Annotated in this window: 18 protein-coding genes; 8 read left to right on the top strand and 10 right to left on the bottom strand. The window is 66.0% G+C overall.

Annotation, left to right across the window (positions count from 1 at the left end):
• Positions 1 to 185: 185 nt before the first annotated feature.
• Positions 186 to 944 carry a TetR/AcrR family transcriptional regulator gene (locus AC069H_RS14320; RefSeq protein ID WP_478232550.1) on the bottom strand — a complete coding sequence of 253 codons (759 nt, stop codon included), beginning with the start codon at positions 942 to 944 and terminating at the stop codon, positions 186 to 188.
• Positions 945 to 1,773: 829 nt separating this feature from the next.
• Between AC069H_RS14320 and AC069H_RS14315 the strand changes: the two genes are divergently transcribed.
• On the top strand, positions 1,774 to 3,417 hold the full coding sequence (locus AC069H_RS14315; RefSeq protein ID WP_478232549.1) for a BTAD domain-containing putative transcriptional regulator: 1,644 nt from the start codon (positions 1,774 to 1,776) through the stop codon (positions 3,415 to 3,417).
• 19 nt (positions 3,418 to 3,436) lie between these two features.
• On the opposite strand, the gene AC069H_RS14310 is transcribed toward AC069H_RS14315, so the two are convergent.
• Complete coding sequence (locus AC069H_RS14310) at positions 3,437 to 5,287, bottom strand: AfsR/SARP family transcriptional regulator (protein WP_478232548.1); 1,851 nt, start codon at positions 5,285 to 5,287, stop codon at positions 3,437 to 3,439.
• A 433-nt stretch (positions 5,288 to 5,720) separates the two neighbouring features.
• Here AC069H_RS14310 and AC069H_RS14305 point away from each other — a divergent pair, with 433 nt between their 5' ends.
• A complete protein-coding gene (locus AC069H_RS14305) occupies positions 5,721 to 7,058 on the top strand; it encodes an FAD-dependent oxidoreductase (protein WP_478232547.1) in 1,338 nt (445 codons plus the stop codon).
• A 19-nt stretch (positions 7,059 to 7,077) separates the two neighbouring features.
• Here AC069H_RS14305 and AC069H_RS14300 read toward each other — a convergent pair whose 3' ends face one another.
• From AC069H_RS14300 to AC069H_RS14290, 3 genes are read right to left on the bottom strand one after another with little or no spacing between them, the layout of a single operon-like run.
• Positions 7,078 to 7,935, bottom strand: a complete 858-nt coding sequence (locus AC069H_RS14300; RefSeq protein WP_478232546.1) for an LLM class flavin-dependent oxidoreductase — start codon at positions 7,933 to 7,935, stop codon at positions 7,078 to 7,080.
• Between the two features lie 4 nt (positions 7,936 to 7,939).
• Entirely contained in the window at positions 7,940 to 8,956 is a 1,017-nt protein-coding gene (locus tag AC069H_RS14295; protein ID WP_478232545.1) for a methyltransferase, read from the bottom strand.
• Positions 8,953 to 9,852: an NAD(P)-dependent oxidoreductase gene (locus AC069H_RS14290; protein ID WP_478232544.1), complete on the bottom strand. Its 900-nt coding sequence runs from the start codon at positions 9,850 to 9,852 to the stop codon at positions 8,953 to 8,955. The genes AC069H_RS14295 and AC069H_RS14290 overlap by 4 nt, the downstream gene beginning before the upstream one ends.
• 271 nt (positions 9,853 to 10,123) lie before the next feature.
• Here AC069H_RS14290 and AC069H_RS14285 point away from each other — a divergent pair, with 271 nt between their 5' ends.
• Together AC069H_RS14285 and AC069H_RS14280 are read left to right on the top strand one after the other, a co-directional pair.
• Positions 10,124 to 11,320 carry a cytochrome P450 gene (locus tag AC069H_RS14285; RefSeq protein WP_478232543.1) on the top strand — a complete coding sequence of 399 codons (1,197 nt, stop codon included), beginning with the start codon at positions 10,124 to 10,126 and terminating at the stop codon, positions 11,318 to 11,320.
• A 31-nt stretch (positions 11,321 to 11,351) separates the two neighbouring features.
• Entirely contained in the window at positions 11,352 to 12,149 is a 798-nt protein-coding gene (locus tag AC069H_RS14280; RefSeq protein ID WP_478232542.1) for an SDR family NAD(P)-dependent oxidoreductase, read from the top strand.
• Between the two features lie 45 nt (positions 12,150 to 12,194).
• Here AC069H_RS14280 and AC069H_RS14275 read toward each other — a convergent pair whose 3' ends face one another.
• From AC069H_RS14275 to AC069H_RS14255, 5 genes are all read right to left on the bottom strand, one after another.
• On the bottom strand, positions 12,195 to 13,331 hold the full coding sequence (locus AC069H_RS14275; protein WP_478232541.1) for a nucleotide disphospho-sugar-binding domain-containing protein: 1,137 nt from the start codon (positions 13,329 to 13,331) through the stop codon (positions 12,195 to 12,197).
• A 4-nt stretch (positions 13,332 to 13,335) separates the two neighbouring features.
• Positions 13,336 to 14,400, bottom strand: coding sequence for a methyltransferase (locus AC069H_RS14270; protein WP_478232540.1), 1,065 nt, complete (start codon positions 14,398 to 14,400; stop codon positions 13,336 to 13,338).
• A gap of 5 nt (positions 14,401 to 14,405) precedes the next feature.
• Positions 14,406 to 15,833 carry an MFS transporter gene (locus tag AC069H_RS14265; protein WP_478232539.1) on the bottom strand — a complete coding sequence of 476 codons (1,428 nt, stop codon included), beginning with the start codon at positions 15,831 to 15,833 and terminating at the stop codon, positions 14,406 to 14,408.
• 150 nt (positions 15,834 to 15,983) lie between these two features.
• A complete protein-coding gene (locus tag AC069H_RS14260; RefSeq protein ID WP_340682671.1) occupies positions 15,984 to 16,634 on the bottom strand; it encodes a response regulator transcription factor in 651 nt (216 codons plus the stop codon).
• Complete coding sequence (locus AC069H_RS14255) at positions 16,631 to 17,755, bottom strand: sensor histidine kinase (protein WP_478230549.1); 1,125 nt, start codon at positions 17,753 to 17,755, stop codon at positions 16,631 to 16,633. Before AC069H_RS14255 ends, AC069H_RS14260 begins: the two co-directional genes overlap by 4 nt.
• Before the next feature lie 235 nt (positions 17,756 to 17,990).
• Between AC069H_RS14255 and AC069H_RS14250 the strand changes: the two genes are divergently transcribed.
• From AC069H_RS14250 to AC069H_RS14235, 4 genes are all read left to right on the top strand, one after another.
• The gene (locus AC069H_RS14250; protein WP_478232538.1) at positions 17,991 to 19,223 is read left to right on the top strand and encodes a glycosyltransferase 87 family protein; all 1,233 of its coding nucleotides are present in this window, start codon (positions 17,991 to 17,993) and stop codon (positions 19,221 to 19,223) included.
• Positions 19,224 to 19,372: 149 nt separating this feature from the next.
• Positions 19,373 to 20,365, top strand: a complete 993-nt coding sequence (locus AC069H_RS14245; RefSeq protein ID WP_478230547.1) for a hypothetical protein — start codon at positions 19,373 to 19,375, stop codon at positions 20,363 to 20,365.
• The gene (locus tag AC069H_RS14240) at positions 20,365 to 21,153 is read left to right on the top strand and encodes an ABC transporter ATP-binding protein (protein WP_478230546.1); all 789 of its coding nucleotides are present in this window, start codon (positions 20,365 to 20,367) and stop codon (positions 21,151 to 21,153) included. Before AC069H_RS14245 ends, AC069H_RS14240 begins: the two co-directional genes overlap by 1 nt.
• A gap of 2 nt (positions 21,154 to 21,155) precedes the next feature.
• A complete protein-coding gene (locus AC069H_RS14235) occupies positions 21,156 to 23,681 on the top strand; it encodes an FtsX-like permease family protein (protein WP_478232537.1) in 2,526 nt (841 codons plus the stop codon).
• The last annotated feature ends 82 nt before the right edge of the window (positions 23,682 to 23,763 follow it).

The following is a 23,763-nucleotide window of genomic DNA, read 5'->3' as shown; positions in this document are numbered from 1 at the left end:
CTCCCGGTCCCGACTGGAGAACTCGCCTGTGCATGGACGGCCTCGCCGACGCCGGACTGAACCCCGGCCCGACCGAGACCCGTCGCTGCCTCGACCCGGTACATCTGCCGCGCGCACGGTCACCCCGTCGCTCGCGGGCGCCGTAGGCTGCATTTGAACGCTCACGAGGTCTGCGCGCTACATCCCTACGTGGTCGGCGACCGGTCCGACTTCTGGAGGTTCAGGTATTCGACCAGCTTGGCGAGTTGGTCGGCGTAGCGCTCGACGAACTCAGGGGACTCCGGATCGATCTCTAATAGCCCCTCGATGATGCGCGGCAACGTCACGGGTGCCATCGCAGCGGCCATCACCATTACCGTCAGGCATCCCGAATCGACCCAATCCGGCAACTTCCCGGACTCCCGCAGCTGGGTAACGTACTCCACCGTCCCACCCAAACGCCTCATCCAGGACGTATGGCCTGGATCGCTCTGCGGGCCGCCGTACTCCAACCCTGACCAAACCAGCAGCCGCATGTCATCTCGACTGGAAAGGGCCTCCAGTACGTAGCGGTGCAACTGCTCCGACAACGGCGCCCCCGGCGGCATCAACTCACTCTGTCGCCGGCCTAATCTCTCCGACATCGCCTGATACAGGCCCTCTTTACCCCCGAAGTAATACGAAATCAGCTGCTGGTTAACACCGGCACGTGCCGAAATCGCAGCGATCCGCGCGCCCGCGTACCCGTGCGCCGCGAACTCCACCACAGCCGCATCCAGGATCGACCGGCGCGTGCGGTCCGCATCCCGCCGCCGCTCTTGTGGCTTCGGCGACCGGCGAGGCTTTGAATCGGTCACAACCGCGACTATACATGCGCAAAAAGCCTTGCCAAATCGATCGGCGAAATAGACCAGAAGGTTGACACAGTCGGTCATTGCTCCGTCGACCACGGCCAGAAACGCCACTGGCCTCGCACCGCTCATCGACGACATGCCGACGCACTCCGAACCACGAACGATCCCCCGAACACACCGCCGTCCAGGTAACAGCCGCGAAAGAAGCGCCTTCGCTCCGCCGGCGCACATGCGAGTATATGCGCACACAACCCGCCCTTGGCCGCCTTCGCGAGAGGGCATAGTGACAGAAGAACACGAACGAGACCGAATGCCGACCTTAATCAGAATTCACGAATTCACCGAGTGGCGTCAGCCGTACGGACAACCCGCGCGTCCGACAGCCCACAGCCGGACGTGCCGCGCTGTCACAGAACCATAACCTCACGGAAACATCGATGACAGACGGGCGAAGCTGCGGATTCGACTACACGACGGCTGCGTCGCCAGGGAAAACATTGTGATCAACGCACGTACCACGCTTTTCCGGATCCGCCAATCACTGAGGAAACCGAAGACCGGCCACACCTTATCGACTTCCTTGACACAGTGATCCTTTCCACTATATTATCCAGCCACGGCATGATATGCGTGGAACACGAATACTGCTACCCTTTATCGTGCCACTGGGGAGGATCAGTCGGTGGATTTACACTGTAAAATTCTGGGTTCTTTGGCGGTCGAAATCAATGGGCAAGATGTCACTCCGAGCGCACCAAAAATGCGAAGAATTCTGGCGCTTCTGATACTTCGACGAAGCACGCCGGTCAACATGGGTGATCTCGTTCTCGAACTCTGGGGTAACCATCCTCCACCCAGCGCGCGCACGACGGTCCACACATATATACACAAACTTCGCTGTCGACTTTTCCCTGCACATCTATCGAAGCACGGTTTCGCGTTGCACACCAAACAGCAGAGCTATTTCCTCGAGATGCCACCACAGTGTCTCGATCTGCACCGGTTCGAGTACTTGGTCCAGCGCGGAGAAAGCGCGCTGGAGCGCGGCGAACCACGTCTGGCCGTGGAATCGCTACGTGAGGCCCTGAGCTTGTGGCGAGAACCGATGATGAGCGCCATGGAGACCGGCCCCCTGCTGGCCGCGCATGTCACCGGCCTCGAGGAGAGCAGGCTCCGCGCCCTTGAACTCCGCATCGGAGCGGACCTGCAGCTGGGCCGGCACCGGGAACTGCTGAGCGAGCTGAAGGAACTCGTGATCACCCATCCACGCAGCGAAGTGTTTCACGGCCACCTGATGCTCGCACTGCACCGCTGCCATCGGCGTGATGAGGCTTTGGGTGTCTACCAGCGATTTCGTCGCGAAATGGTCGAGGAGATGGGTCTCGAGCCCTCCCAACTTCTGCAACATGCGCATCAGGCCGTGCTGGCGGGCGAACCGTTGCCCGATGCCACGCCCCTGAAAGCACAGGTCACCACCGCGACCGAGCGCCCCGCGCAACTGCCTGGTGACAGTGCGGACTTCATTGGCCGCGGTGGCCTGGTGGAGGACGCTGTCATGTGGCTGACTTCGGCTGGGCTCGCGGACGTCGCACCGAGGGTGCTGTCGGTGCATGGGATGCCGGGAGTCGGCAAGACCGCCTTCGCGGTACGCGTCGCGCAACGTGTGCGATCGCGGTTCGAGGGAGGGCAGTTCTACGCATGCTTGGGTACGAGTGGCGACGGAGCGAGAGATCCGGCGGACGTACTGAACGGCTTTCTCATGGCCGCCGGTTTTCCCGCGGAGCGACTACCTGCCGATCGTGAAGACAAGGCAGCACTCTTTCGCACTTGGACTTCGATGAAGCGGGTACTCGTCGTGCTCGACGACGTCGGTTCCGCGGAGCAGGTACGGCCACTGATGCCCGCGGGGCCGCGTTGTGCGGTAGTAGTCACCACCCGGCGTGGCATCCACCCGGCGGCGGGATCCCGCTTGGTCTGTCTCGATCCACTCGAGCCGACCGAGAGTACCGGGCTGCTGTCCGCGATGATCGGCACGGAACGGATCGCAGGCGAACGCGAGCAGGTGGACCGGATAGTCCAGCTGTGCGGCGGACTGCCTCTGGCCGTTCGCGCGGTCGGTGCCCAGCTCCGTTCCGTGTCCGGATGGCCCATCGGAACCGTGCTCCACCAGCTCGAAAACGGTGCACGCCGGCTCGACGCGTTGTCCTTCCACGATCTGGACGTGCGCGGGCGGATAGCCGGCAGTTACCACGTCATACCGAGACCGGCACAACTCGCGCTCCGGAAGTTCGCCACCCTCGGTAAGACCACGTTGACCCAAGCCGAGGCGACCTCACTGCTCGGCTACGACCGGCTGGAGAGCGGCAGGATTCTGCTCACCCTCGTCGATCACGGACTTCTCCGGATATCCGGAGAAGCGGATTCGACGGTGAGCTACGAGCTTCATCCACTTATCCGCTGCTACGCCGAAGAAATCGTCGCCGACCGGACTCAGCGGCATCCGGTGATTCGGCGGCACCGGCCGCGATTCTGTGCTCGCCGGCCCCGAACCATCATGCGGTCGCGGCGACGTCGGCCCGGCTGAGTGCCGGGCCGACGTCGGTTCAGGCCATCAGGCAGAGTTCCTCCCGCGGGCTCAGCCTACGGCCGATCGCACGTAGGCTGGGAAGGAAACGGTACTGGGTATGACCGATCCGCTCGTCGAACGCCGTCACGTCGATAAGCCACAGTTCGGCCAGATCCTCCAGCAACGACTCGGCATGTTGCTCGTCCACCTCCAGCGTCCTGGCCGCAAGAGCCACCGAGACGCTTGGGTTATCGAGCTTCGCCAGCTTGCGAAAGGCGTCCTGCGCGCCCGGACGAGCCAGCGAGTAGCTCCGTTCGACGCTGGCCCGCAGGCCGAGGATGTCGGTATCGACCGAAGGGTCGTCGATCGCAGTACTGAGCCGATGGACCGATCTGGCGATCGCCCAGTGCTGCCGGACCTGCAACTGGCCGGCGGCCCAATGCAGTGCCAGCGGGAGCCCATCGCACAGCCTCACCAGTTCCCTGGCCGCCTGATCATTTTTGGCAACCCGGTCACTGCCGAGAACTCCGGTCAGCAGCTGAATTCCTTCAGGCTCGGTGAGCGGAAGCAGTTCGACGGTCATACTCGTCGCCGCGACGAAAAGACGGCGCCGACTGGTCACGAGTACTCCACATTCCGCGCTCGACGGAAGCAACGGCAGCAACTGCTCGGCACTGACCGCGTCGTCCAGCGCGAGAAGAACCCGGTGTTCCGTGGTCCAGGTACGGAACATCCTGCTGCGCTCGTCCGTCGACGCCGGGATCCGTTCGTCCGTCACCCCGGCCGCGCGCAAGAAGCCGGCGAGCACCTCACCCGGTTCGACCGGGCTCCCGTCGTCGTCGAGCAGCTTGGCGTAGAACTGCCCATCCGGGTACCTGTCCACGACTTGATGCGCGACGTGGTTGCACAGCGCCGTCTTGCCGACCCCGGGAGGACCGACGATGACAACCACCGTCGCCGCCCGTCCACGACCAGTGCACAACGCCTCGAGAGCCGCTGTGCTCTCGGCTCGCCTGCCGATGAGAACCGTACCGTCGGGTGGGAGCTGCCGTGGTGGTCTCGACCGGCGAGTGACAACCGTGCCCGGGCCGGGCGCCGGCGATGACAGGCTCTGATCCGCACTCAGTACGGCCCGCTGCAAACGTTGCAGTGAATCGGTGGGATCCAAGCCGAGTTCGGTTGCCAAAGCGTCCCTGGTGCGGTGGTACACGTGGAGCGCCTCGGCCTGTCTTCCCGCTCGATACAGAGCCAGCATCAGTTTCGCCTGGAACCCCTCGTGGGTGGGATACTGCGCCCCCAGCATGGTGAGCTCACCGAGCAGCTCGTTGTGCTTGCCCAGCTGGAGATCCACCTCGATCCGCTGTTCAAGGACGCCTTTGCGGAGTTCTTCCAGGCGTCGTGTCTCCGCATCCAGGACCGGTCCCGTGCTGACGTCGGCGAGCGCAGGACCACGCCACAGCCGTAGCGCTTCCTCCAGCGTCTTGGACGCGGTCTCGACCGTCCCCGATTCCAGTTCGCTTCGGCTGCGCTTCGCCAGTTGCTCGAACAAGCGCGAGTCAAGCGAATTCGACGGCAGCGCGAGGACATAGCCATTGGCCAGCGTGTGCAACGCGGCGCCGTCGGCACCGGCCGGCCGGGACGAGCGCACGCCTTCGGCCGGTGACAGTTGTAGCAACTTACGCAGTTGGTAGATGTAGGTTTGCAATGTCGTGGCGGCGCTCGCTGTCGGCCTGTCCTCCCAGAGCTCGTCGATGATCTGATTGGTCCGGACGAGATTGTTGGCCTGTAGTGCCAGAAGACTGAACATCCGCCGAAGTTTCGGCGCGGACGGAGTGATCACCACTCCCTCGCGGAAGACTTCGAGCGGGCCCAGCAGATTGACCTCCATCGTCAGCACGCTCCCCCAGTTGTCAGTGAATCGATGGCCCGCACTCGAAGCACGGATACCGATTCTTTCAAGCGTCCTTGTGAGTCCCTTCAATCTATCGGGCGGTACGACTCCCGCCCTTGAAGATCGGTGGTGGCTTACTAAAGCGATCCTGATGCGGTTAACAGCCCACCAAAGCCGCGTTCAAAGCTGCCGCCGACCATGGCAGGCGACGCGTTGACCTGGACTTATCGGCCGGACGACACAGACCGCGACGACTCTTCCGGAGTCAGCCGGAGCCGATCTGTGCAAGCAAGGGTCATCCGATCGATGTAGCCAGGTTCTCGCGCCACAAGACTTTCTGTAGTGAATCGGGCGACCGAAGGCCGATGTCCGTACCTGGAGACGCGCCTAGCGTTGACGGCACGAGACACGTCGGAGGAGGGGAATCGTTGTGTCGTCAGCCCGCACACCACGAATAGCGGTCGTCGGTTCTGGGCCCGCGGGGGTGTTCACCGCGGAGGCCCTGCTGAAATCGGACTACCGCCCGGCTGTCGATGTGTTCGATCGGCTGCCCACTCCGTACGGCCTGGTCCGGTACGGTGTGGCGCCCGACCATCCGAGGATCAAATCGGTGAGCACCGTTCTGCGGCGAGTGCTGGAAAATCCCGCCGTCCGGTTCTTCGGCAACGTGACGTTCGGCCTGGACATCGGCCTAGACGACCTGCTCGCCCACTACGAGGCCGTGATCTTCGCGACCGGAGCCCCCGGGCATCGCGAACTCGGAGTGCCCGGTGAGGACCTGCGTGGCAGCTGGCCGGCCGGCGAGTTCGTCTCTTGGTACAACGGCCATCCGGACGCGCTCAACGACTTTCCCCTGCATGCGAGGAAGGTCGCCGTACTCGGAGCGGGCAACGTCGCGCTGGACGTGACCAGACTGCTGGTGAAAGATCCCCGCGAGCTGGTGGATACCGACGTACCGGACCACGTCCTCGACGGATTGCGGTGCAGCAGCGTCGCCGACGTGTACCTGGTGGCCAGGCGCGGGCCCGCCCAGGCCAAGTTCACCACCGTCGAACTCAGGGAACTCGGCCTGTTGCGCGGGGTCGACGTTCTGGTGCGGTCCGAGGACTTGCGCTTGGACGAGGCGGACGAGCAACTACTCGAAGCCAACAGGCAGACGCGAGCCAACGTCGACCTCCTGCGGGAGTGGGCGCGACGCCCCATGACCGACGCCACCCGGCGGATCCATCTGGTGTTCTGGCGGAGCGCGGCGGCGATCGAAGGTGACAGCGAGGTGCGCGAACTTCGCTTGTCCCGTACCCGGCCGGGTGAACACGGCCCTGGCGAGGTGCTTCCGGTCCAGAGTGTCCTCCGTGCCGTGGGCTATCGAGCCGACCCGTTGCCAGGGCTGCCTTTCGAATCACGAACCGGAACCCTGCCTCACCGCAAGGGACGGATTGTCGATGGCGGCGCACGGCCGGTCGCCGGGTGCTACGTGGCGGGTTGGCTCAAGCGCGGCCCGACCGGCGTGATCGGCACCAACAAGGCGGATGCGGCGGAGACGGCGCGCAGCGTCGTCGAGGACCTCGCGGAAGGAACCCGCGCCCGGTCGTCGGACCCGAACTCCGTGCCGCGACTGTTACGCCGCCGTGGCACGGAGTTCGTGACCTGGTCGGACTGGCTACGCCTGGACTGTTACGAGATCAACCGGGGTCAGGCACAGGGCCGGGACCGCAGCAAGGTGTCGGATCTCGATGCCATGCTGGCCATCAGCAGACGAGGTCTTTGAGTGGTACGGCGCAAGACCTTCAGTGCACCGCTCCGTCGAGCAGTTCAAGCTGGGACAGTTCGGCCGAGCACGGCATGAGGATCAGTTCGGTACAGCCCGCGTCGGCGTAGGCCGCCACGGCTTCGCGCACTCGCACCGGATCCGTGAGCACGCCCTTGGTGATCCGGTCGGTCGCCCTCTCCCCGAGAAACGCGTAGTACTCGCCGACGTAACGCCGGGCCAGTTCTGTGCCTTGAGGGCCGAGCGCGAAGTAAGCCAGCGCCAGCAGCCGTGGCTGATCCAGCCTTCCTTCGGCGGCCCAGCCGCGCCGGGCGCGCCCGGCGAGCTCCCGGTATCCGCTGGCCGAGCTGCCGCCGGAGATCCAGCCCTGCCCATAGCGCGCGGCTCGCCGGATCGCGATGTCGGTATGCCCGCCGAAGATCAAGGGCGGGCTCCCTCGATACGGCGACGGGCCGATGCGGCCGTCGGGCTCCGCGCCCGACCAGATGGAAACCATTCGCTCCACCGCGCTGTCGAGAGTGCGACCTCGCCGCGCGTAGGGCAGGTCAGCGGCGATGAAGTCGTCCTCCCGGCCTCCGGCGGCGAGACCGGCTACCAAGCGCCCCTCACTGATTCGGTCGAGGGTGGCGAGCTGCTTCGCGAGCAGTGCCGGGTTGCCTCGATACGGCGCGAGCAGGACCGTCGCGGCAAGGCGTACACGCCGCGTGACACCGGCCGAGGCGGCCAAGGCGATCAACGATTCGCAGTTGCCGTACACGAGCCGGTCCAGCGTAGCCAGTGAGCTGAACTCAGCCTGGTCTGCATACCGTGCCCAGTCCAAGAGCTGATCGCCCACCACGCCGCATACCGCCGCGGGGAGGCCGACTCCGATCTCCACTCGATCATCCCGCCTTGTGACCGATCACGACGGTGTCGTTCTCGCCGAGCGGAGCGACCTCTGTCGAGCCGAAGCCGGCTTCCGTGAGCCATCCCTGGTACTCCGACGGCGGGTACTCCGCTCCACCCGGCGTGGTCAGCATCATGTCGAGGCTGATGATCAGGTTGGTCAGATCGGTGCCTTCCTCGTCCACCATCCGGTCGTACACGACGAGCTTGCCGCCGGGCCGTACCGCGTCGAACGCCTTACGCACCAATGCCCTGCATTCATCCGGTGACCAGTCGTGGAGGACGTGGCCGATGACCACCACGTCGGCGGACGGGATCGGATCGGTGAAGAAGTCACCCGCCTGGAAGGTGGTCTTCTCCTCGAGACCGAGCGCGCGCATGTGCTCGTCGAACGGTGTCCGCATCTCCGGCAGATCGAACACGGTGCCCGAGAGATGTGGATGCGCCTTGATCAGCCCACCCGTGAGATTGCCGCGCGCGCCCCCGACGTCCACCATCGAACGGTAGGCGGTCCATTCGATGGCCCTGGCCAGTTCAGGCACGATCAAGGTGGTGAGCGCGTCCATCATGCCGAGGAAGCTGCGAAGCCGGTTCGGCTCCTTGATCATCTCCATGTAGTCGGCTTCGGCTGTGGGCTTTCCGGTCCGCAACATCTCCCCGAAGCGGCCCCACGCCGGATAAAGCATGTGATTGGCCCGTTCGAGAAAGCCACCGATGTACCTGTCGCCGGTCCGCACCAGGTGGCGCCCGGCCAGTGCACTGTTGCGGTATCGCCCGTCGTTCTTCTCGAGAAGGTCGAGCGCGGCCAGCACATTGAGGAAATCGGGCGTTCCCCGCGGGTGCAGGTCCAGCTTCACCCGCAGTTCCTCCGCGGTCATCTCGTCATCGCCGAGTACGGTGAACAAACTCAATTCGAGTGCGGTCAGGAGACATTTGGCGGTGCAGAAGGCGGTACCGAGTTCGAAGACGGCGCTCGGGCCCGCGGCGTCGACACTCGATGCTGATGTGGTCATTGCTGGTGTTCCTCCTTGACTCGGGGGATCGTGTCTTCATGTGCCGCCAGGACCACGGCCGCGTCCTTGTCACCGTCGCCGGCCGCGACGACGCCGGCATAGCGATGGGCGAGAGCGTCCGCCAGCGGGAGGGCCAATCCTGCGTCCTGTGCCTCCGTCAGCAGGAGCCGAACGTCCTTCTCCATCAACCGTGCCCGGAACGCGGCGGGTTCGTAGCGTCCGGTGCGCATGAATTCGGCCCGGAAAGCCAGGACCGGCGATCGGACGCCGCTGTTCAGCACGGCGTCCAACAGCGTCTTGCGGTCCAGCCCGGCGACGGCGGCGAACGAGACCGCCTCGGCCAAGGCGACCGTCTGCGCGCCGAGTATCAGGTTGAAGGCCAGTTTGAGCGCACTGGCCTGACCGGACCGTCCAAGGTGTACAAAGCCGTCGCGGCTCAAGGTATTCAGCACCTCGCGAGCGGACTCGACGTCGTCGTGCTCCCCCGCGGTGAAGACCCGCAGGCCGCCGGACCGGGCCATCCCGGGATTGCCGATCACACTGGCCTCCACCCGCCGTATCCCCGCGTCCGCCAGCCGCCGCGCGGCCTGGCGGGCATATCCCGGCGATACCGCGGACGTGTCGATCACCAGGGTTCCTCGCCGCAGGGCGGGAAGCAATTTGCCGAAAAGCACCTCGTCGACCGCGGCCTCGTCACTCAGGCTGAGCAAGATCAGCCCCGTCTCGGCGACGGCTTCGATCGATTCAGCGAGCACCGCTCCAGCGGCGACCAGCGGCGCCGCCTTCTCGGCCGTACGGTTGCAGACCGTCAACGCGAACCCGCCTTCGAGTAGCCGGTGCGCCATCGCGGCCCCCATGTTGCCCAGTCCGATGACGGCGATCCCCGTGGGCTTCATGACCGAATCCGCCCGCGGCGGGGAAATGCCACGGAGCGCTGGGTATTTCGTCGGGATCCCTGTCTGCTGAGGACCTTTGACATCGAATGCCTCCGTCCGTCGATCCGGTGCGGCCTCGGAACGAAGGTTCGCGGTCCGTGCTCCAAACGCGCTGGTGCGCCGTTGAACCCCGACCGATCGGTCATGCCCAGCGAGTTTCCATCGGCGCTACAACGGATGCGCGCACCGTGGTGCTTCGCCGTCTGTCGCGGATCCCGATGAGGAGAACGCCATGCCTGCCGAGCCAGCACCGTCCTTTCCGTTCCGTGCGGCCGATCCGGTACTTCCACCGGCCGAGTACCGGAAACTCCAGGTCGAACGGCCGGTCTGCCGGGTGACGCTGCCGACCGGTGACCTCGCCTGGCTGTTGCTCCGCCACGAAGACGTGCGAGACGTCCTCGCTGACACCAGGTTCAGCCGGGAGGCGATCACCGCACCCGGCGCACCACGGATCCTGCCGATCGCTCGCGGTTCACGGTCGATCTTCGTGATGGATCCGCCGGAGCACAGCAGGCTGCGCAAACTGGTTTCGAAGGCGTTCAGTCCCCGGCGGATCGAAGCGCTGCGCCCTCGGATCGAGGATCTCACGCGCGGATGTCTCGACACGATGGCCGAATCGGGGCCGCCTGCCGACCTGATCACCTGCCTCGCCCAGCCGCTCCCGATCACGGTGATCTGCGAAATGCTGGGGGTCCCCTTGGCCGACGTCGACCAGTTCCGGGCGTGGACCGACATCATGCTCGGCTTCACACCCGATCGGCAGGCCGAAGTACTGGCCGCGAAAGACAGTCTCTCCGCATACTTGACGGAGCTGATCAAGGACAAACGACGGACCCCGACCGATGACCTCCTGATGGTGCTGATCTCCGCGCAAGACGAGGGAGATCGGCTCAGCGAGGAGGAACTGGTGGCGTTCGGCTACACGCTGCTCGGCGCCGGGTACCACGCGACGACCGCGAGCATCGTGCATGCCTTGCTGACCTTGTTGCGGAATCCGGCGCGGCTAGACGATCTGCGCCGCGATCGCGGCCTTCTTCCCGGCGCGGTGGAAGAGTTGCTACGCCTTTCCCAGGCAGGCGGCGGCATCGGAGCGCTGCGGATCGCAACGGAGGACGTGAAGATCGGTGACGTGGTGATCCGGGCGGGGGAAGCCGTCCTGCCCTCGATCAACGCCGCGAACCGCGACGACTCGGTATTCCCCGAACCCGACGAGGTGCGGCTGTCCCGCCCCCGAAACCCCCATGTCGCCTTCGGACACGGCATTCACCATTGTCTCGGCGCCCAGCTGGGCAGGATCGAACTGGAGGTCGCACTCGGTTCGCTGCTGGCGCGTTTCCCGGACCTTCGCCTCGCGGTCGCGGAAGACGAACTCGACTGGAGCGTCGGGCTGGCGTTCAGCAGGCCGGACGAGCTCCCGCTCGCCTGGTGAAGTCCACAACAGACGGTAAGGGGGAGCACGAATGGATCTCGGGCTCGCAGGCAGGTCGGTCCTCATCACCGGCGGCAGTGGTGGTCTCGGCGGAACGATGGCGCAGGTCTTCGCTGCCGAAGGAGCGCGCGTGGCGCTTACCTATCACCGCAACAAGAATGCCGCGTCAGCGGTTGTCGAGACGGTCGAGAAGGGCGGCGGGCAAGCCTTGGCCTTGCCGTACGACCTCGGTGACGAAGAGTCGATCCGATCGGCGACCGACGCCGTGACCTCCGCCTGGGGCGGTATCGATGTCCTGGTCGTCAACGCGTCGCCGGCTCGAGGGCCGGATGGACACCGCGGCCCTTTCGAGACGGTGCCGGCCGAGCAATGGCGAGCGCAGCTGCGCGAAGAGGTCGAAGGCGCTTTCCATACCGTCCAGGCGGTACTGCCGGGTATGAAGGCCCGTGGCTGGGGCCGGATCGTGCTGATGTCCGCCAGCATCGTCAACCGCGGGATGCGCGGCGAGGAGGCATACGTGGCGAGTAAAGCGGCACTGCATGGGCTGAACCGGACGTTGGCCACCGAGCTGGTGGGTCACGGCATTCTCAGTAACGCCGTGGCGCCCGGGCCGACCGTGACGGCCAATCTGCTGCCGAAGGTGCCCCCGGAGATCCGGGCCACTTTGGCCGGGCTGAGCCCGGCGGAGATCCAGAGTGTGCTCAACGAGCGGATCCCGCACCTGCGGTTCGGTCTACCCGAGGACGTGGCGAACGTGGTGGCGTTCTTGGGTTCCGACGCGAACCGCCACGTGACCGGCAGTGTGGTCAACGTCGCGGGCGGCCATTGACGACGGAGGCCGTGTGGCGGTGTCGCCGTCACACGGCCTCCGTCGTCATTCGCGCTCGGCGGCCAGCTTCTCCAGCACGTGTACCACGTCCGCGGGTGGCGGCCGGAGCCGCGACTCGGTGGCGAGCGCCGCAGCCGATTCACGGTGACCTGACTCCGCGAGCAGCGCGGTGACCGCCTCACGGACCGACTCCGGCTCGGCGTCCTCCTTCGCGATGACCCGCCCGGCGCCGGTAGCGGCCAGTTGCCTCCCATGCAGCGCGTGGTCGGGCAATTGCGGAATCACCAGCTGGGGTACACCGTGGGTCATCGCGGTGAGCGTCGTCCCGGCGCCGCCGTGATGCAGCACCAGATCGCAGGACGGCAGCACCAGGTCCAGTGGTACTCCGGTCAGGACCCGCACGTCGTCGGGTAGCCCGGTGAGGAGCTCCATGTGCTCCTCGGCGATCGCGACGACGATCTCGGCGTCCAGGACAGCCACGGCTTTCGCCATCCGCTCCGCGAGCATTCGCCGCGATTCGAGTTTGGCCATCGTCGTTCCCCACGTCACACAGACCCTCGGTCTCGATCCCCTGTCCGGTATCGAGGACGGAACCGTGCCGGCACCGTTGTACGGGACATAACGGATCTCCTGTGGACGGTATCCGGTGGAGACCTGTAGCCGCGGTGGGCAGGGATCAACGGTCAGCCCGCCGTGGACGTCCACTTCCGGGAGGCCGAGCCGTTCGGCGAGTGGGCCGATCGCGTCCGGCAGGAAGCCGGCCGCCCGCTCCAGAAGATCTACGCCGTAGAGCATGCGCACCGCGGGCACACCGATGGCGGCGGCCGCGAGCGGACCGGCCCAGGTGGTCAGCTCGTAGACGATCACGTCCGGCCGCCATCGTTTGGCTTGCCCGACCAGATCGTCCACCATCGCATCGGCCAGCTCGACCAGCATGTCCAACGCTCGAGGCCTGCCCTGTGGCCGGCCGCCCGGCCGCAGCACGTATTCGCGGACGAATCCCGGCACGTCGACGTCGCGTCCGACCGAAACCGCGTCCAGACCCGCTTGGCGGATCACCGGCATCAAGGCGGGCTGGCTCGCGACTCGCACCTGATGCCCGGCCGCGCGGCAGGCCCAGGCGAGCGGGACCATGGGAAAGAGATGGGACTGCCAAGCCCAGGTGCAGAACAAGATCCGCATTCGCTCACTCCCCGACGATCGCTTCGATCAGGCGAAGCGGCGTTCCGGTCTCGGTGACTCCCCGGTAACGCAGTCCGGCCCGTTCGAACAGCTCGGCGTACTCGTGTGCGGTCCGTTCCCTGCCGTCCATGACCAGCAGCATGTGCAGGTCCATCAGAGCGTCCCAGGGGTTGGCGGGCGGATCGGAGATCAGCTGCTCCAGCAGGATGACCCGGCTGCCCGGTTCGGCTGCCTTCGCCACGTTGCTCAACGCCCGCACACACCTCTCGTCCTCCCACATGTGCAGTACCTGACGGAACAGATAGACGTCGGCCTTCGGCACCGTCACCAGGCAGTCCCCCGCCTCGAGGTCGCATCGGTCCGCGAGCGCGCCGGTACTGAGCACCGGATCCGCGTGCTCGATGGTGTGCGCCCGATCGAAAAGGATTCCGCGCAGGGCGGAGTTCGCCTCCAACAGCGCGCGCAACAACGAGCCGTGTCCGCCACCCACGTCGACCACCGTGTGGGTCTCGGAGAGGTCCAGTGCGCCGATCAGCGCGGGGTGCATGGCGACGGACTGCGCGGCGTAACCGCGCAAAGTGGCCGCGCCTGCCTCGTTGTCATCCTCTGCGAAGTAGCTGAAGAGGTCCTTGCCGTAAGTGGCCCGGAACGCGCATTCGCCGGTGCGAACGCTTTCGTCGAGCTTCGCCCACATCTGCCAGCCCCAGTACGAGCCGGTCAGCATCACGTCCCCGATTCGCACCGGCGCGTCGGAGCGCATGGCCCTGGACGCCTCCGTGTGTTCGTAGCGCCCGGGCCCGAGCTGGCGATAGACACCGTAGGCGGAAAGCGCGCGCATCAGCCTCGACAAGGCGCCCGGATCCGCACCGATCTCGTCCGCCAGCCGATCGACGTGCACCGGCTCGTCGCCGACGAAGTCCGCGATCCGGAGCTTCGCCGCGGCCTGGATCACGCCGCTCGCCCACATGCCCCAGGCCAGCTCCATCACATTCTGGACAGCCGGCGGGCCGAGCACCGGAGCACCGTCGAAGGCTGTCGTCCGCACGGTCTTCAGGTCAACGTCACGCATGATCATCACCTCGGAATCGATCGTCGGATTCCGCCGTCCTTCGCGGACGGCGGACGGTCGTCGGCCGCGGTGGCGGGCACCCCACCCGGCGGGAGCAGGAAACTCATCACGAAACTGGCGAAGAACAACGCCACGCAGACCCAGAGGCAGGCCTCGATCGCCTGCCGGTGATCCCCGGTGCCGGTGAGCGAACCGAAGAAGACCGTGCCGAGCACCGCGATGCTGATCGCCGAACCGACCTGCAGAGCTGTGGTCATCAGCCCGGACGCCGCACCGGCGTCCTGGACGGGGACCTTGCTCAGCACGATGTTCACCAGCGTCGCGCTGACCATGGCCATGCCTGTCCCGAGGACGATCGCGCCAGGCACGAGCGCCCACGGGGTCAACGCCGGCCCCAGGACATGGATCGGGTAGATCACGCCGACCACCCCGGCGATCTTGACCAGTGCCGCGATCGACACCACCCGCCTGCCCAGTCGCGGGGCCAGCCGGATGGACAGCATCGAGCCCGCGATGATGCCCAGCGAGGAGGGGAACAGCGTGAGCCCGGTACGCCAGGACGAATAGCCGAGGCCTTGTTGCAGGTAAAGCGAAAACACGAAGGTGTGGCCAGTACCCGCGAAGAAGATCAACGCGAGCGGAAGCCCCGCGCGCAGGCTGCGATGACGTGACATCCGTGCCGGGATGAGCGGTGTCCCCCCGCTGCGTTCACGGAATCGCTGATGCCACAAGAAGAACAGAAAAATCGGCATCACCGCGGCGAACGAAAGAAATGTCCACAGTGGCCACCCGGTCTCGTGACCTTGTACCAGCGGGTACATCACCGCCACCAGTGCCGCCGTCACCAGCAGCACGCCGACCAGGTCCAGTTTCGGTGCCGTGCCGGATCGCGATTCCGGCATGAGCCGCAGCGCGCCGAGCAGGGCGGCGGCCCCCACCGGAAGATTGATCAGGAAGACCGCACGCCAGCCGAGCCCGGCGATATCGGCCTGGATCAACAGGCCACCGAGCACCGGGCCGGTCATCCCGCCCAATGCCAGCGATATCCCGTACATCGCCAAGGCCCGCGGCCGTTCCGGTGAAGGGAACTCGACCTGGATGAAGCTGAGCACCTGCGGGATCATCATCGCGGCCGCGGCCCCTTGCAGGACACGGGAAACAACCAGCGTTTCCGGGTTCCTCGCCAGGCCGCACAACACCGAGGTGAGCAGAAAGACAGCCATCCCAGCGACAAAGGTCCGCTTCCGGCCGTAGATGTCCCCGACCCGGCCACCGGTGATCAGCAGGACAGCGAACGCCAGGGTGTAACCGGCGGAGGTCCATTGCAGCGTGGCCGGGCCCGCTCCGAGGTCTTCTTCGAACGCCGGCAAGGCGACCGTGACGATGGTCGCGTCGAGCAGATCCATGTAGCAGGCGAGCAACGCGGGAACCAAGGCCGCCCAGCGTCGCGGATGGTGGATCCTAGGGGTGGTACGAAGGTCCAAGGGAGTCATCGGCCGACTTTCCTGAGGCGTCAGCGTGCTGACCGATGCTCAGGGGACGGCCTGGGATCGTGCTGGAACCTCGGTGGACCACCCTCGTCTTCAGCCGGCCAGACCCGCACGGTGTGCGAGGATCGCGGCCTGCACCCGGTTGGTCAGCTTCAGCTTGCTCAGGATGCGGCTGACGTGGGTTTTGACGGTCGCCTCGCTGAGATACAGCCTGTTCGCGACGTCGGCGTTGGCCAGCCCCTCCGCCAGTGCGACGAGAACCTCACGTTCCTTGTCGGTCAGCACGTCCAACTGTTCCAGCGCCTTCGCCTGACGGGACGGCTCACGTTCGGTGAAGGTGTGCAGCAGTCGGCGAGTGATGCTCGGTGCGAGCATGGCATCGCCGGCGGCGACCGCCCGGATCGCGGTGATCATGTCGTCCCCCGCGGAGTCCTTGAGCAGAAAGCCGACGGCGCCGTTGCGGAGTGCGGTCTGCACGTACTCGTCAAGATCGAACGTGGTGAGAACGATGACCCTCGGCGGCCGTGGCAAGGACTGCAGGCGTGCTGTCGCGGCGAGACCGTCGGACTCCGGCATCCGGATGTCGACCAGCGCGACGTCCGGCTGGTGCCGTTCGGCCTCTTCGACGGCCGATATCCCGTCGGACGCCTCGGCCACCACCGACATGTCACCCGCCGCCTCCAGGATGGTGCGCAGCATGGAGCGCACCATCCATTCGTCGTCGACGACCATCACCCGGATCATGAGCCGGTTCCCGTCGATGGAAGCGGAATGACCGCCTCGACCTCGTACCCGCCGTTGAGGGTCGCCCCGCAACTGAGCGTGCCGCCGATCAGCCTGATCCGTTCTTGCAGGCCGATGATCCCGAAGCCCCCGCCAGGGAGAGAGTCCGGAGCAGGCGACGATGGCGGTCTCTGATTGGTGATGATCAGCCGGAACTCCTCCGGACCGTGGATCATGCGGATGCGTGTATCGGCGTTTCTCGCATGCTTGTGCACGTTGGTCAGTGCCTCCTGGGCGACACGGTAGCTTGCCTGTTCGACGATCGAAGGCAGGGGGCGAACCTCTCCGACGGTCTCCACGTCGACCTGGACCCCCGCTGCCCGGGACTGGGCGGCGAGCCCGGCGATGTCCTCGATACGGGGCTGGGGCGACAGTGGCGCGTCACCGACCCGCAACACCTCGAGAACCTGGCGGAGCTCGCTGAGCGCGTCCCGGCCGATGGACCGGATCTTCTTGGTCAGCTGGAGCCTTTCCCGATCCCCCGAGACCTCCGCGGTCGCGGCGTGCAACACGATAAGGCTCACCCGGTGCGCGACCACATCGTGCATGTCGCGGGCGATGCGGGTGCGCTCCTCGGCACGAGCCTGTTCGGCGAGCAGATCGCGTTCGCGTTCGAGCCGGGAAGCGCGTTCGAGCAGGTTGCCGACCAGCTTCCGATGGGTGAAGCTCCACAACCCGAGCAGCGTGGGTGCGAGGCACAGCGCCGTACTGATCGGGACACTCGCATCGAAACCGCCAAGGCGCCAGAACGGGAATCCGACCGTCACCAGTGCGATCGCGGTGATGACGGCCATCATTCGTCGTGACGTCTCGAAAGCCGCCAACGCGTACAGGCCGAAGACCACACCGGCGATCGCCGAGAGCATCGTCCAGCTCGCCAGGCTCACGATCACCAGAAAGACCGGCTTGCGCCTGCGCACCATCGCCGCGGCGCCCGTCAGCAGGGCGAGCGGGATCGAGGCGATCAGCCGGTTGTCGCTGCCGAGGAGAGGAAACCCGAAGTCGGGGGCGAACTGCTGTGGCCCCGACCAGACGAAGGTGCCGATCACGCACGCCAGTGCCACCGCCGAATCGATGATCACGTGACGTCGTTCCGATGGTTTCCACGCCCACCACCGTGGGGTGGAGCTCGGCGAGGTCATTCTCGAAGTCTAGAGGAATGATCAAGTGGAGCCGGAGCATACTGCCCGCTCTCACCTGATCGGTCGCCCTCTGGAGTCAGCTCCCAGTGTTCCGAGATCCCCCAGGAAGACGCTGCGCTGACCCGGCGGCGGTGCGAAGTATCGATCAGGAGGGGACATGTCCGAGGGAGCGCCAGTGGATCCTGCCGGAACGGCGAGGAATCCCACGCTTTGGCAGGCGGGCGTGGTCATCGCGCTGGCCGCGCTGACGATGACCGCCCTGGCCGTCCCGGTGTTGCGGGGAGCACCGCTCTGGATGGCCGACTTCCAGGTTTATCACGAGGTCGCACGAGCGGTATTCGACGGCGTTCCGCTCTACGAGCTGCAAGTCGATACCGCGGCTTTGACAGGAGTCGCGTTCACCTATCCCCCTTTCGCCGCGGTGATGTTCACACCCTTGTCGTGGCTGCCTGCAGGCTTGGGGGAGGTTCTCTGGACGTACACCTGCTTACTCAGTCTCGGTGTGCTTCTTTGGGTTTCGCTCGGTCTCGCGGGGGTCAAAGCGCGAAATCGACGGCTCCGGCTGGTGGCGCTGGGAATGGTCGTCACGCCGCTGCTCACGCCGGTTCTGATGAATCTCATGCTGGGACAGGTCAACATCTTCATCGTTCTTCTCGTACTACTCGACTTCTCGCCGCTGATGCCCGCGAGGTGGCGGGGTCTGCTGATCGGAATCGCCGCCGGGGTGAAACTCACCCCTTTGATCTTCGTGGGCTATCTGCTGTGCACCGGACGGCGGATGAGCGCCTTACGCGCCACGGCTGCCTTCGCTGGTACGATCGCCGTCGGATTTCTCGTCCTGCCCCGGGAATCAGGCGCGTACTGGCTACAGGGCCTGATACTGGACACCGGCAGGGTGACCGATATCAGCGCAGTGGTGAATCAGTCGTTGCCCGGCCTTTTCGCGCGGTTGGCCGGTACCACCACGGCACCTGGCTGGTGGTTGCCGGTCTGCCTGGTGGTCGTCCTGCTCGGCCTGCTCGCCGCGAGGTGGGCTCATGGCCTTGGCCACGACCTGGCAGGCGTGCTGGTGGCGGCGTTCACCGGACTGGCGGTCGCGCCGATCTCGTGGCCCCATCACGCGATTTGGATCGTGCCTGTGCTGGCGTGGCTCTCGGTGGTCACCTGGCGAACGAAGTCCACGGTGCCGAAGTTGCTCTTGGCAGCGGCGACCCTCTGGTGGCTGGTGCCCGTTTACTGGCTGTTGGCACCCGACAAGGCCACTCCTGATCTGACCCCCGGTGACCATTTGCTGCTCGCGCTGACGGGCTATCTAGCGGTGACCGCGCTCGCGGTGGCACTGCTGCCTGTATGGCTCCCCCGCGTTCGAACTGCGTCGTCCGAGCCAAGGATCAATCGATCGATGTAGGCGACGGCGGTATTCGAACTACTTCCGGCCCATAGGTGAAATCACTTCGTGCGACGCGGACACCGCCGCCCCGCTCCTAGATTCGAATCCACAGGCCAACGGACCACGAGACGACTTACGCCTGGGACGAGAACGGAGAGGTGACCAGCATGGACCCCGCGAACAGGACGAGCGCCGATGTCCCGGCACGGCCGGCGATCGCTCCAAGCGGGCCGGGACTGACCACCCGGCAGACGCGAGCGCAGTGGGCGTTCGCCGTGTTCTCGGTCCTCAACGCCGTGGTGATCTTCCCCGGCGAGAACGCCATCCTCCCGCTCATCCAGAGCCTGGGATTCGCGGGCTATCTCCTCGCCGCCGGGATCACGGCCTATTGCGCACTGCGCTCCAGGACCTCGCGGGCGCGCGGAATCTCTATCGTGTTCCACCTGCTGTTCGTCCCTGTGCAGTTCCTTTTCAGCTTCCCCGGCCCGCTTCCGCTCGCCGGGATGGTGTTCTCCGCGGTGATCCTCGGCCTGCTGCGGCCGACTTTTCCGAGGTTGTCACCCGGAAAACGGAAACTCTGGGTGATGCTGCATGTCGGGCTGTCGGTGAGCTGGCTCGGTATCGCGGTGTCCATGGTGGTTCTCAGCACCGTGGGCTACACCACGGAAAACGCCGGATTGCGCCATGGCGCCTACGAATTGATGCACGTCTTCGATCTGTTCATCGTCATTCCGACGATGATGCTGTCCATTATCACCGGCCTGGTGGTCTCCCTGGGCAGTAAATGGGGCCTCGTCAAACACTGGTGGGTGCTGCTCAAGCTCGTGATCGCGCTGGGCATTCCGGCGGTCGCCATCGTGGAAAGCCAGTGGGTCCAGGAACTCGCCGAACGAACCCTCGACCCGGCCGCCGAACCCGGCGCCACAGGACTGACGCTGATGATCTGCATGATCGTCTTCTCCGCCGCGTTGTGGACGGCGACCTACCTGTCCGTCTTCAAACCCGGCGGCAAGACCCGATGGGGGAAAAAGGACATCGAACGCGAACGCGCCATACGGGCGGGCCGGTCGGCGGCCCCGACCGCAGAACGAGCAGCAGGTCAGCGTGTCGGCGGTCCGGAGTACGACGCTGCCGAGCACTATCGAGGAGGAAAGAACTGATGGGGGAACCGAAACCGCCTGCCGCACGAGCCCGCGCGCTCGTGAAGGTCTACGGCCAGGCGAGCGCGAGCGTGACCGCGCTCGACAACGTGAGCCTGGACATCCAGGCTGGGAGATTCACCGCGATCATGGGGCCCTCGGGCTCTGGCAAGTCCACGTTGATGCATTGCCTCGCCGGCCTGGACACCCCTACCAGCGGCCAGGTCTTCGTGGGCGACACCGAGCTGACCGGTCTCGACGACGATCGGCTCACGGTGCTGCGCCGCACAGAACTGGGGTTTATCTTCCAGGCCTTCAACCTGGTGCCCACCCTGTCGGCGCGCGAGAACATCGTGTTGCCTTTGACGATCGCGGGACGGAAACCGGATCCCGGTCACTTCGCCGATCTCGTCACGGCCTTCGGGCTCGCCGAACGGCTCGATCACCGGCCTGGGCAGCTTTCCGGCGGCCAGCAACAGCGGGTCGCCTGTGCGCGCGCGCTGATCACCCGGCCGAAGGTGATCTTCGCAGACGAACCCACCGGAAATCTGGATTCCCGCAGCAGCGGGCAGATCCTGCGATTCCTGCGGAGCGCGGTCGACGAGTTCGGGCAGACCGTCGTGATGGTCACGCATGATCCGCTTGCCGCCGCCTATGCCGATCTAGTCGTCTTCCTCGCCGACGGTGTGTTGCTGGATCGGCTGGAGGCACCGACGGCCGAGCGTGTCCACGCGCGGATGCTCCAGTTCGATCACGGTGCCGGGGCGGGTGCCGTGTCGTCGGCCGCACGGACCATCAGGGCGTTCTGACCATGTGGCGAACCGTATTGGCGACGTTGCGGGGAAACTGGTCCCGCCTGGTACTCACCTTCATCACCGTGCTCTTGGGTGCGACCTTCGTGTCGGGCGCACTGGTCGTGAGCACGAGCCTGTCCGAGGGGCAGCAACCGTTGAGGGACGGTTTGGACGCCTTGGTCACGCCACTGGGCCGTGGTGTGGGCGAAGACGAGGCGCAGCTCAGCCAAGGTGGGCAGAACCGGGTACTGCTCGACGAGGGCCAGCGCGCGACACTGGCCGGGCTTCCCGGCGTCGCCGCCGCGACCGGGGTCGTGGAGGGTTACGCCGCGGTAGCGGGCGCGGACGGCAAGGTACTGGTGTCCCAAGGCTTCGAAGTCAGGATGACCGGGAGCAACTGGACCGGGACGGACCGGATGTCGCTGGTCACCGGCCGTGCCCCGGCCGGGCCGACCGAGGTGGTTCTCGCGGAGTCCGTCGCCACCGATGGCGGTATCGCCGTCGGTGATACGACGACCGTGCTCTACGGCGGCGGGAAACTCCAAGCCGCGGTGGTGGGCGTCTACGACTACCAGCCCCATGGCCGGGAAGCCGGCTCCTCCCCCACCGTGGCGTTCGACACCGCGACGGCGCAGCGGTTGTTGCTGCGCCCAGGGAGCTTCACCAGCGTGGAGGTCACCGCGACGCCCGGAACACCGGAAAGCTCGCTGACGATGGCCGTCTCGGCGGCCATGCCCGCCGGTTTCGCCACCGTCGACCGGGCCGAACTCAACGCCACACTGCGCGCGGCGACTTCGGAGATCACCTCGGCGCTGTCCGCCACCGTGCTGGCCTTCACCGGGATCGCACTGGTCGTCGGGATCACGTTGATCGTGAACACCTTCTCGATGCTGGTGGCTCGTCGCGGGCGTGAGCTGGCGCTGCTGCGGGCGGTCGGCGCGACCCGTCGGCAGGTCCGGCGATCGGTGCTCCTGGAAGCCGCCGTGGTGGGAGTACTCGGTTCGATGACCGGCCTGGTCATCGGCAGCCTGCTGGCCCTTCCGGTGGTGACATACGCGGCGGAGCTGAACCCCGCCTTGGACGGCGGCGTGGTGATCGGCCTACCCGCGGTACTGGGGACGCTCCTGGTCGGGACGGGTACCACGGTGGTGGCGGCCTGGCTGCCGGCGCGTCGTGCGGCGTCGGTACCTCCGGTCGCGGCGCTGGGCGGTGAACAGCTCGAGGAGGAAAAAGGCTCTCGGTGGCTGCTGCGGTCCGGGCTCGCGATGGTGAGCCTTTTACTTCTCCTGCTGATCGTCGCCGCGGTCGGCGAGGGCACCGCGAGCCGGGCGTCCGGCATGCTCGGGGCGCTCGGGCTGTTGCTGAGCGCGGTGATCTGTGCCCGCTGGCTGAGCGGACCGGTCATCGGCCTGCTCAGCAAGCCACTGCGACGCGGGACGCTCGGCGGGATGGCGGTCCGCAACACTTTGCGCAGTCCCCGGCGGACGGCCGCGACAGCGACGGCCTTGACGATCGGCGTGGCCATCGCCATCGGCATCACCATCTTCTCCACGACCATCTCGACGATCAGCGAACGCGATCTCGGTGGCGCCTTCGTCGGCAGGACCGTCGTCACCAACGTCGCCGGCGGTCAGATCGGCGAGGACACCCGGCGGCTGGTGGAGGCGGTGCCGTCCGTGACCGCGGTCAGCACGTTGCGCACCGACCAGGTTCTCCTCGACGGCAAGGAAACTCGCGCAGGCAGCACCGACGTCTCCGCGCTCGGTCGCACCGTCGACGTGAAACTCGAGCAAGGCGGCACCGCGGATCTGACGCGGGGTGTGTTCGTCGCCAAGCCGGTCGCCGAAGAGCGGGGCTGGTCGCTGGGACGGCAGGTCACACTGACGTCGCCCGGCGGTGGCAGCACTCCGGTCGAGATCACCGGGATCTTCACCGAAGCGACCGTCCTGGGCCAGGTCGTGTTGCCACCCGCGCTCGCCGACGTGCATTTTCGGCCGGGCGATGGCAACCCCATGGTGGTGGCGACCGCGCCGGGCACCGACGGCGCCGCTGTGGAAGAAGCCTTGCGACAAGCACTCGCCGCCCGCTCCGATCTCGCCGTCATGAGCGCACCGGAGTACGTGCGCAGCCGTATCAGCGAGGTGGACGTGTACCTCGGTGCCGTTACCGGACTGCTGGGACTGTCCGTGTTGATCGCCTTCCTGGGCATCATCAACACCTTGTCGCTCTCGGTACTGGAGCGTGGACGGGAACTGGGCCTGCTCCGCGCGACCGGGATGACCCGGCGGCAGATCCGCGGGCTCATCCGGGTCGAATCCGTGCTGATCGCCGCGCTGGGCGGGTTGATCGGAGTGGTGGTCGGCGTCGTACTCGGCGCGATGATGCAGAACTTCATCTTGTCGCGAGGAGTCTTCGACCTCGTGGTGCCACCTACGATTCTGCTGGCACTGGCCGGGATCTCGCTGGGTGGCTTGCTGGCCGCCGCGTGGCCGGCCCGCCGGGCGGCACGGGTGAACGTGATACGCGCGATCACCGTCGACTGACGGTGCGTCCGGACGAGTTCGCGTCGCGAACCGAAATCAGTTGAGGAGCGGTCCTGTGACCTATGTGATTACCAGTCCGTGC

Source organism: Amycolatopsis sp. NPDC043887, assembly GCF_056435665.1.
Note: the sequence above shows the minus strand (reverse complement) of the source record. Positions and strands in the feature narration are given on the sequence as shown.

Coding starts and splice junctions, on each gene's coding strand:
- AC069H_RS14310 (WP_478232548.1), bottom strand. CDS start 5,287: ATGGAGGTCAATCTGCTGGGCCCGCTCGAAGTCTTCCGCGAGGGAGTG.
- AC069H_RS14295 (WP_478232545.1), bottom strand. CDS start 8,956: ATGACCACATCAGCATCGAGTGTCGACGCCGCGGGCCCGAGCGCCGTC.
- AC069H_RS14290 (WP_478232544.1), bottom strand. CDS start 9,852: ATGAAGCCCACGGGGATCGCCGTCATCGGACTGGGCAACATGGGGGCC.
- AC069H_RS14285 (WP_478232543.1), top strand. CDS start 10,124: ATGCCTGCCGAGCCAGCACCGTCCTTTCCGTTCCGTGCGGCCGATCCG.
- AC069H_RS14280 (WP_478232542.1), top strand. CDS start 11,352: ATGGATCTCGGGCTCGCAGGCAGGTCGGTCCTCATCACCGGCGGCAGT.
- AC069H_RS14275 (WP_478232541.1), bottom strand. CDS start 13,331: ATGCGGATCTTGTTCTGCACCTGGGCTTGGCAGTCCCATCTCTTTCCC.
- AC069H_RS14270 (WP_478232540.1), bottom strand. CDS start 14,400: ATGCGTGACGTTGACCTGAAGACCGTGCGGACGACAGCCTTCGACGGT.
- AC069H_RS14260 (WP_340682671.1), bottom strand. CDS start 16,634: ATGATCCGGGTGATGGTCGTCGACGACGAATGGATGGTGCGCTCCATG.
- AC069H_RS14245 (WP_478230547.1), top strand. CDS start 19,373: ATGGACCCCGCGAACAGGACGAGCGCCGATGTCCCGGCACGGCCGGCG.
- AC069H_RS14240 (WP_478230546.1), top strand. CDS start 20,365: ATGGGGGAACCGAAACCGCCTGCCGCACGAGCCCGCGCGCTCGTGAAG.
- AC069H_RS14235 (WP_478232537.1), top strand. CDS start 21,156: ATGTGGCGAACCGTATTGGCGACGTTGCGGGGAAACTGGTCCCGCCTG.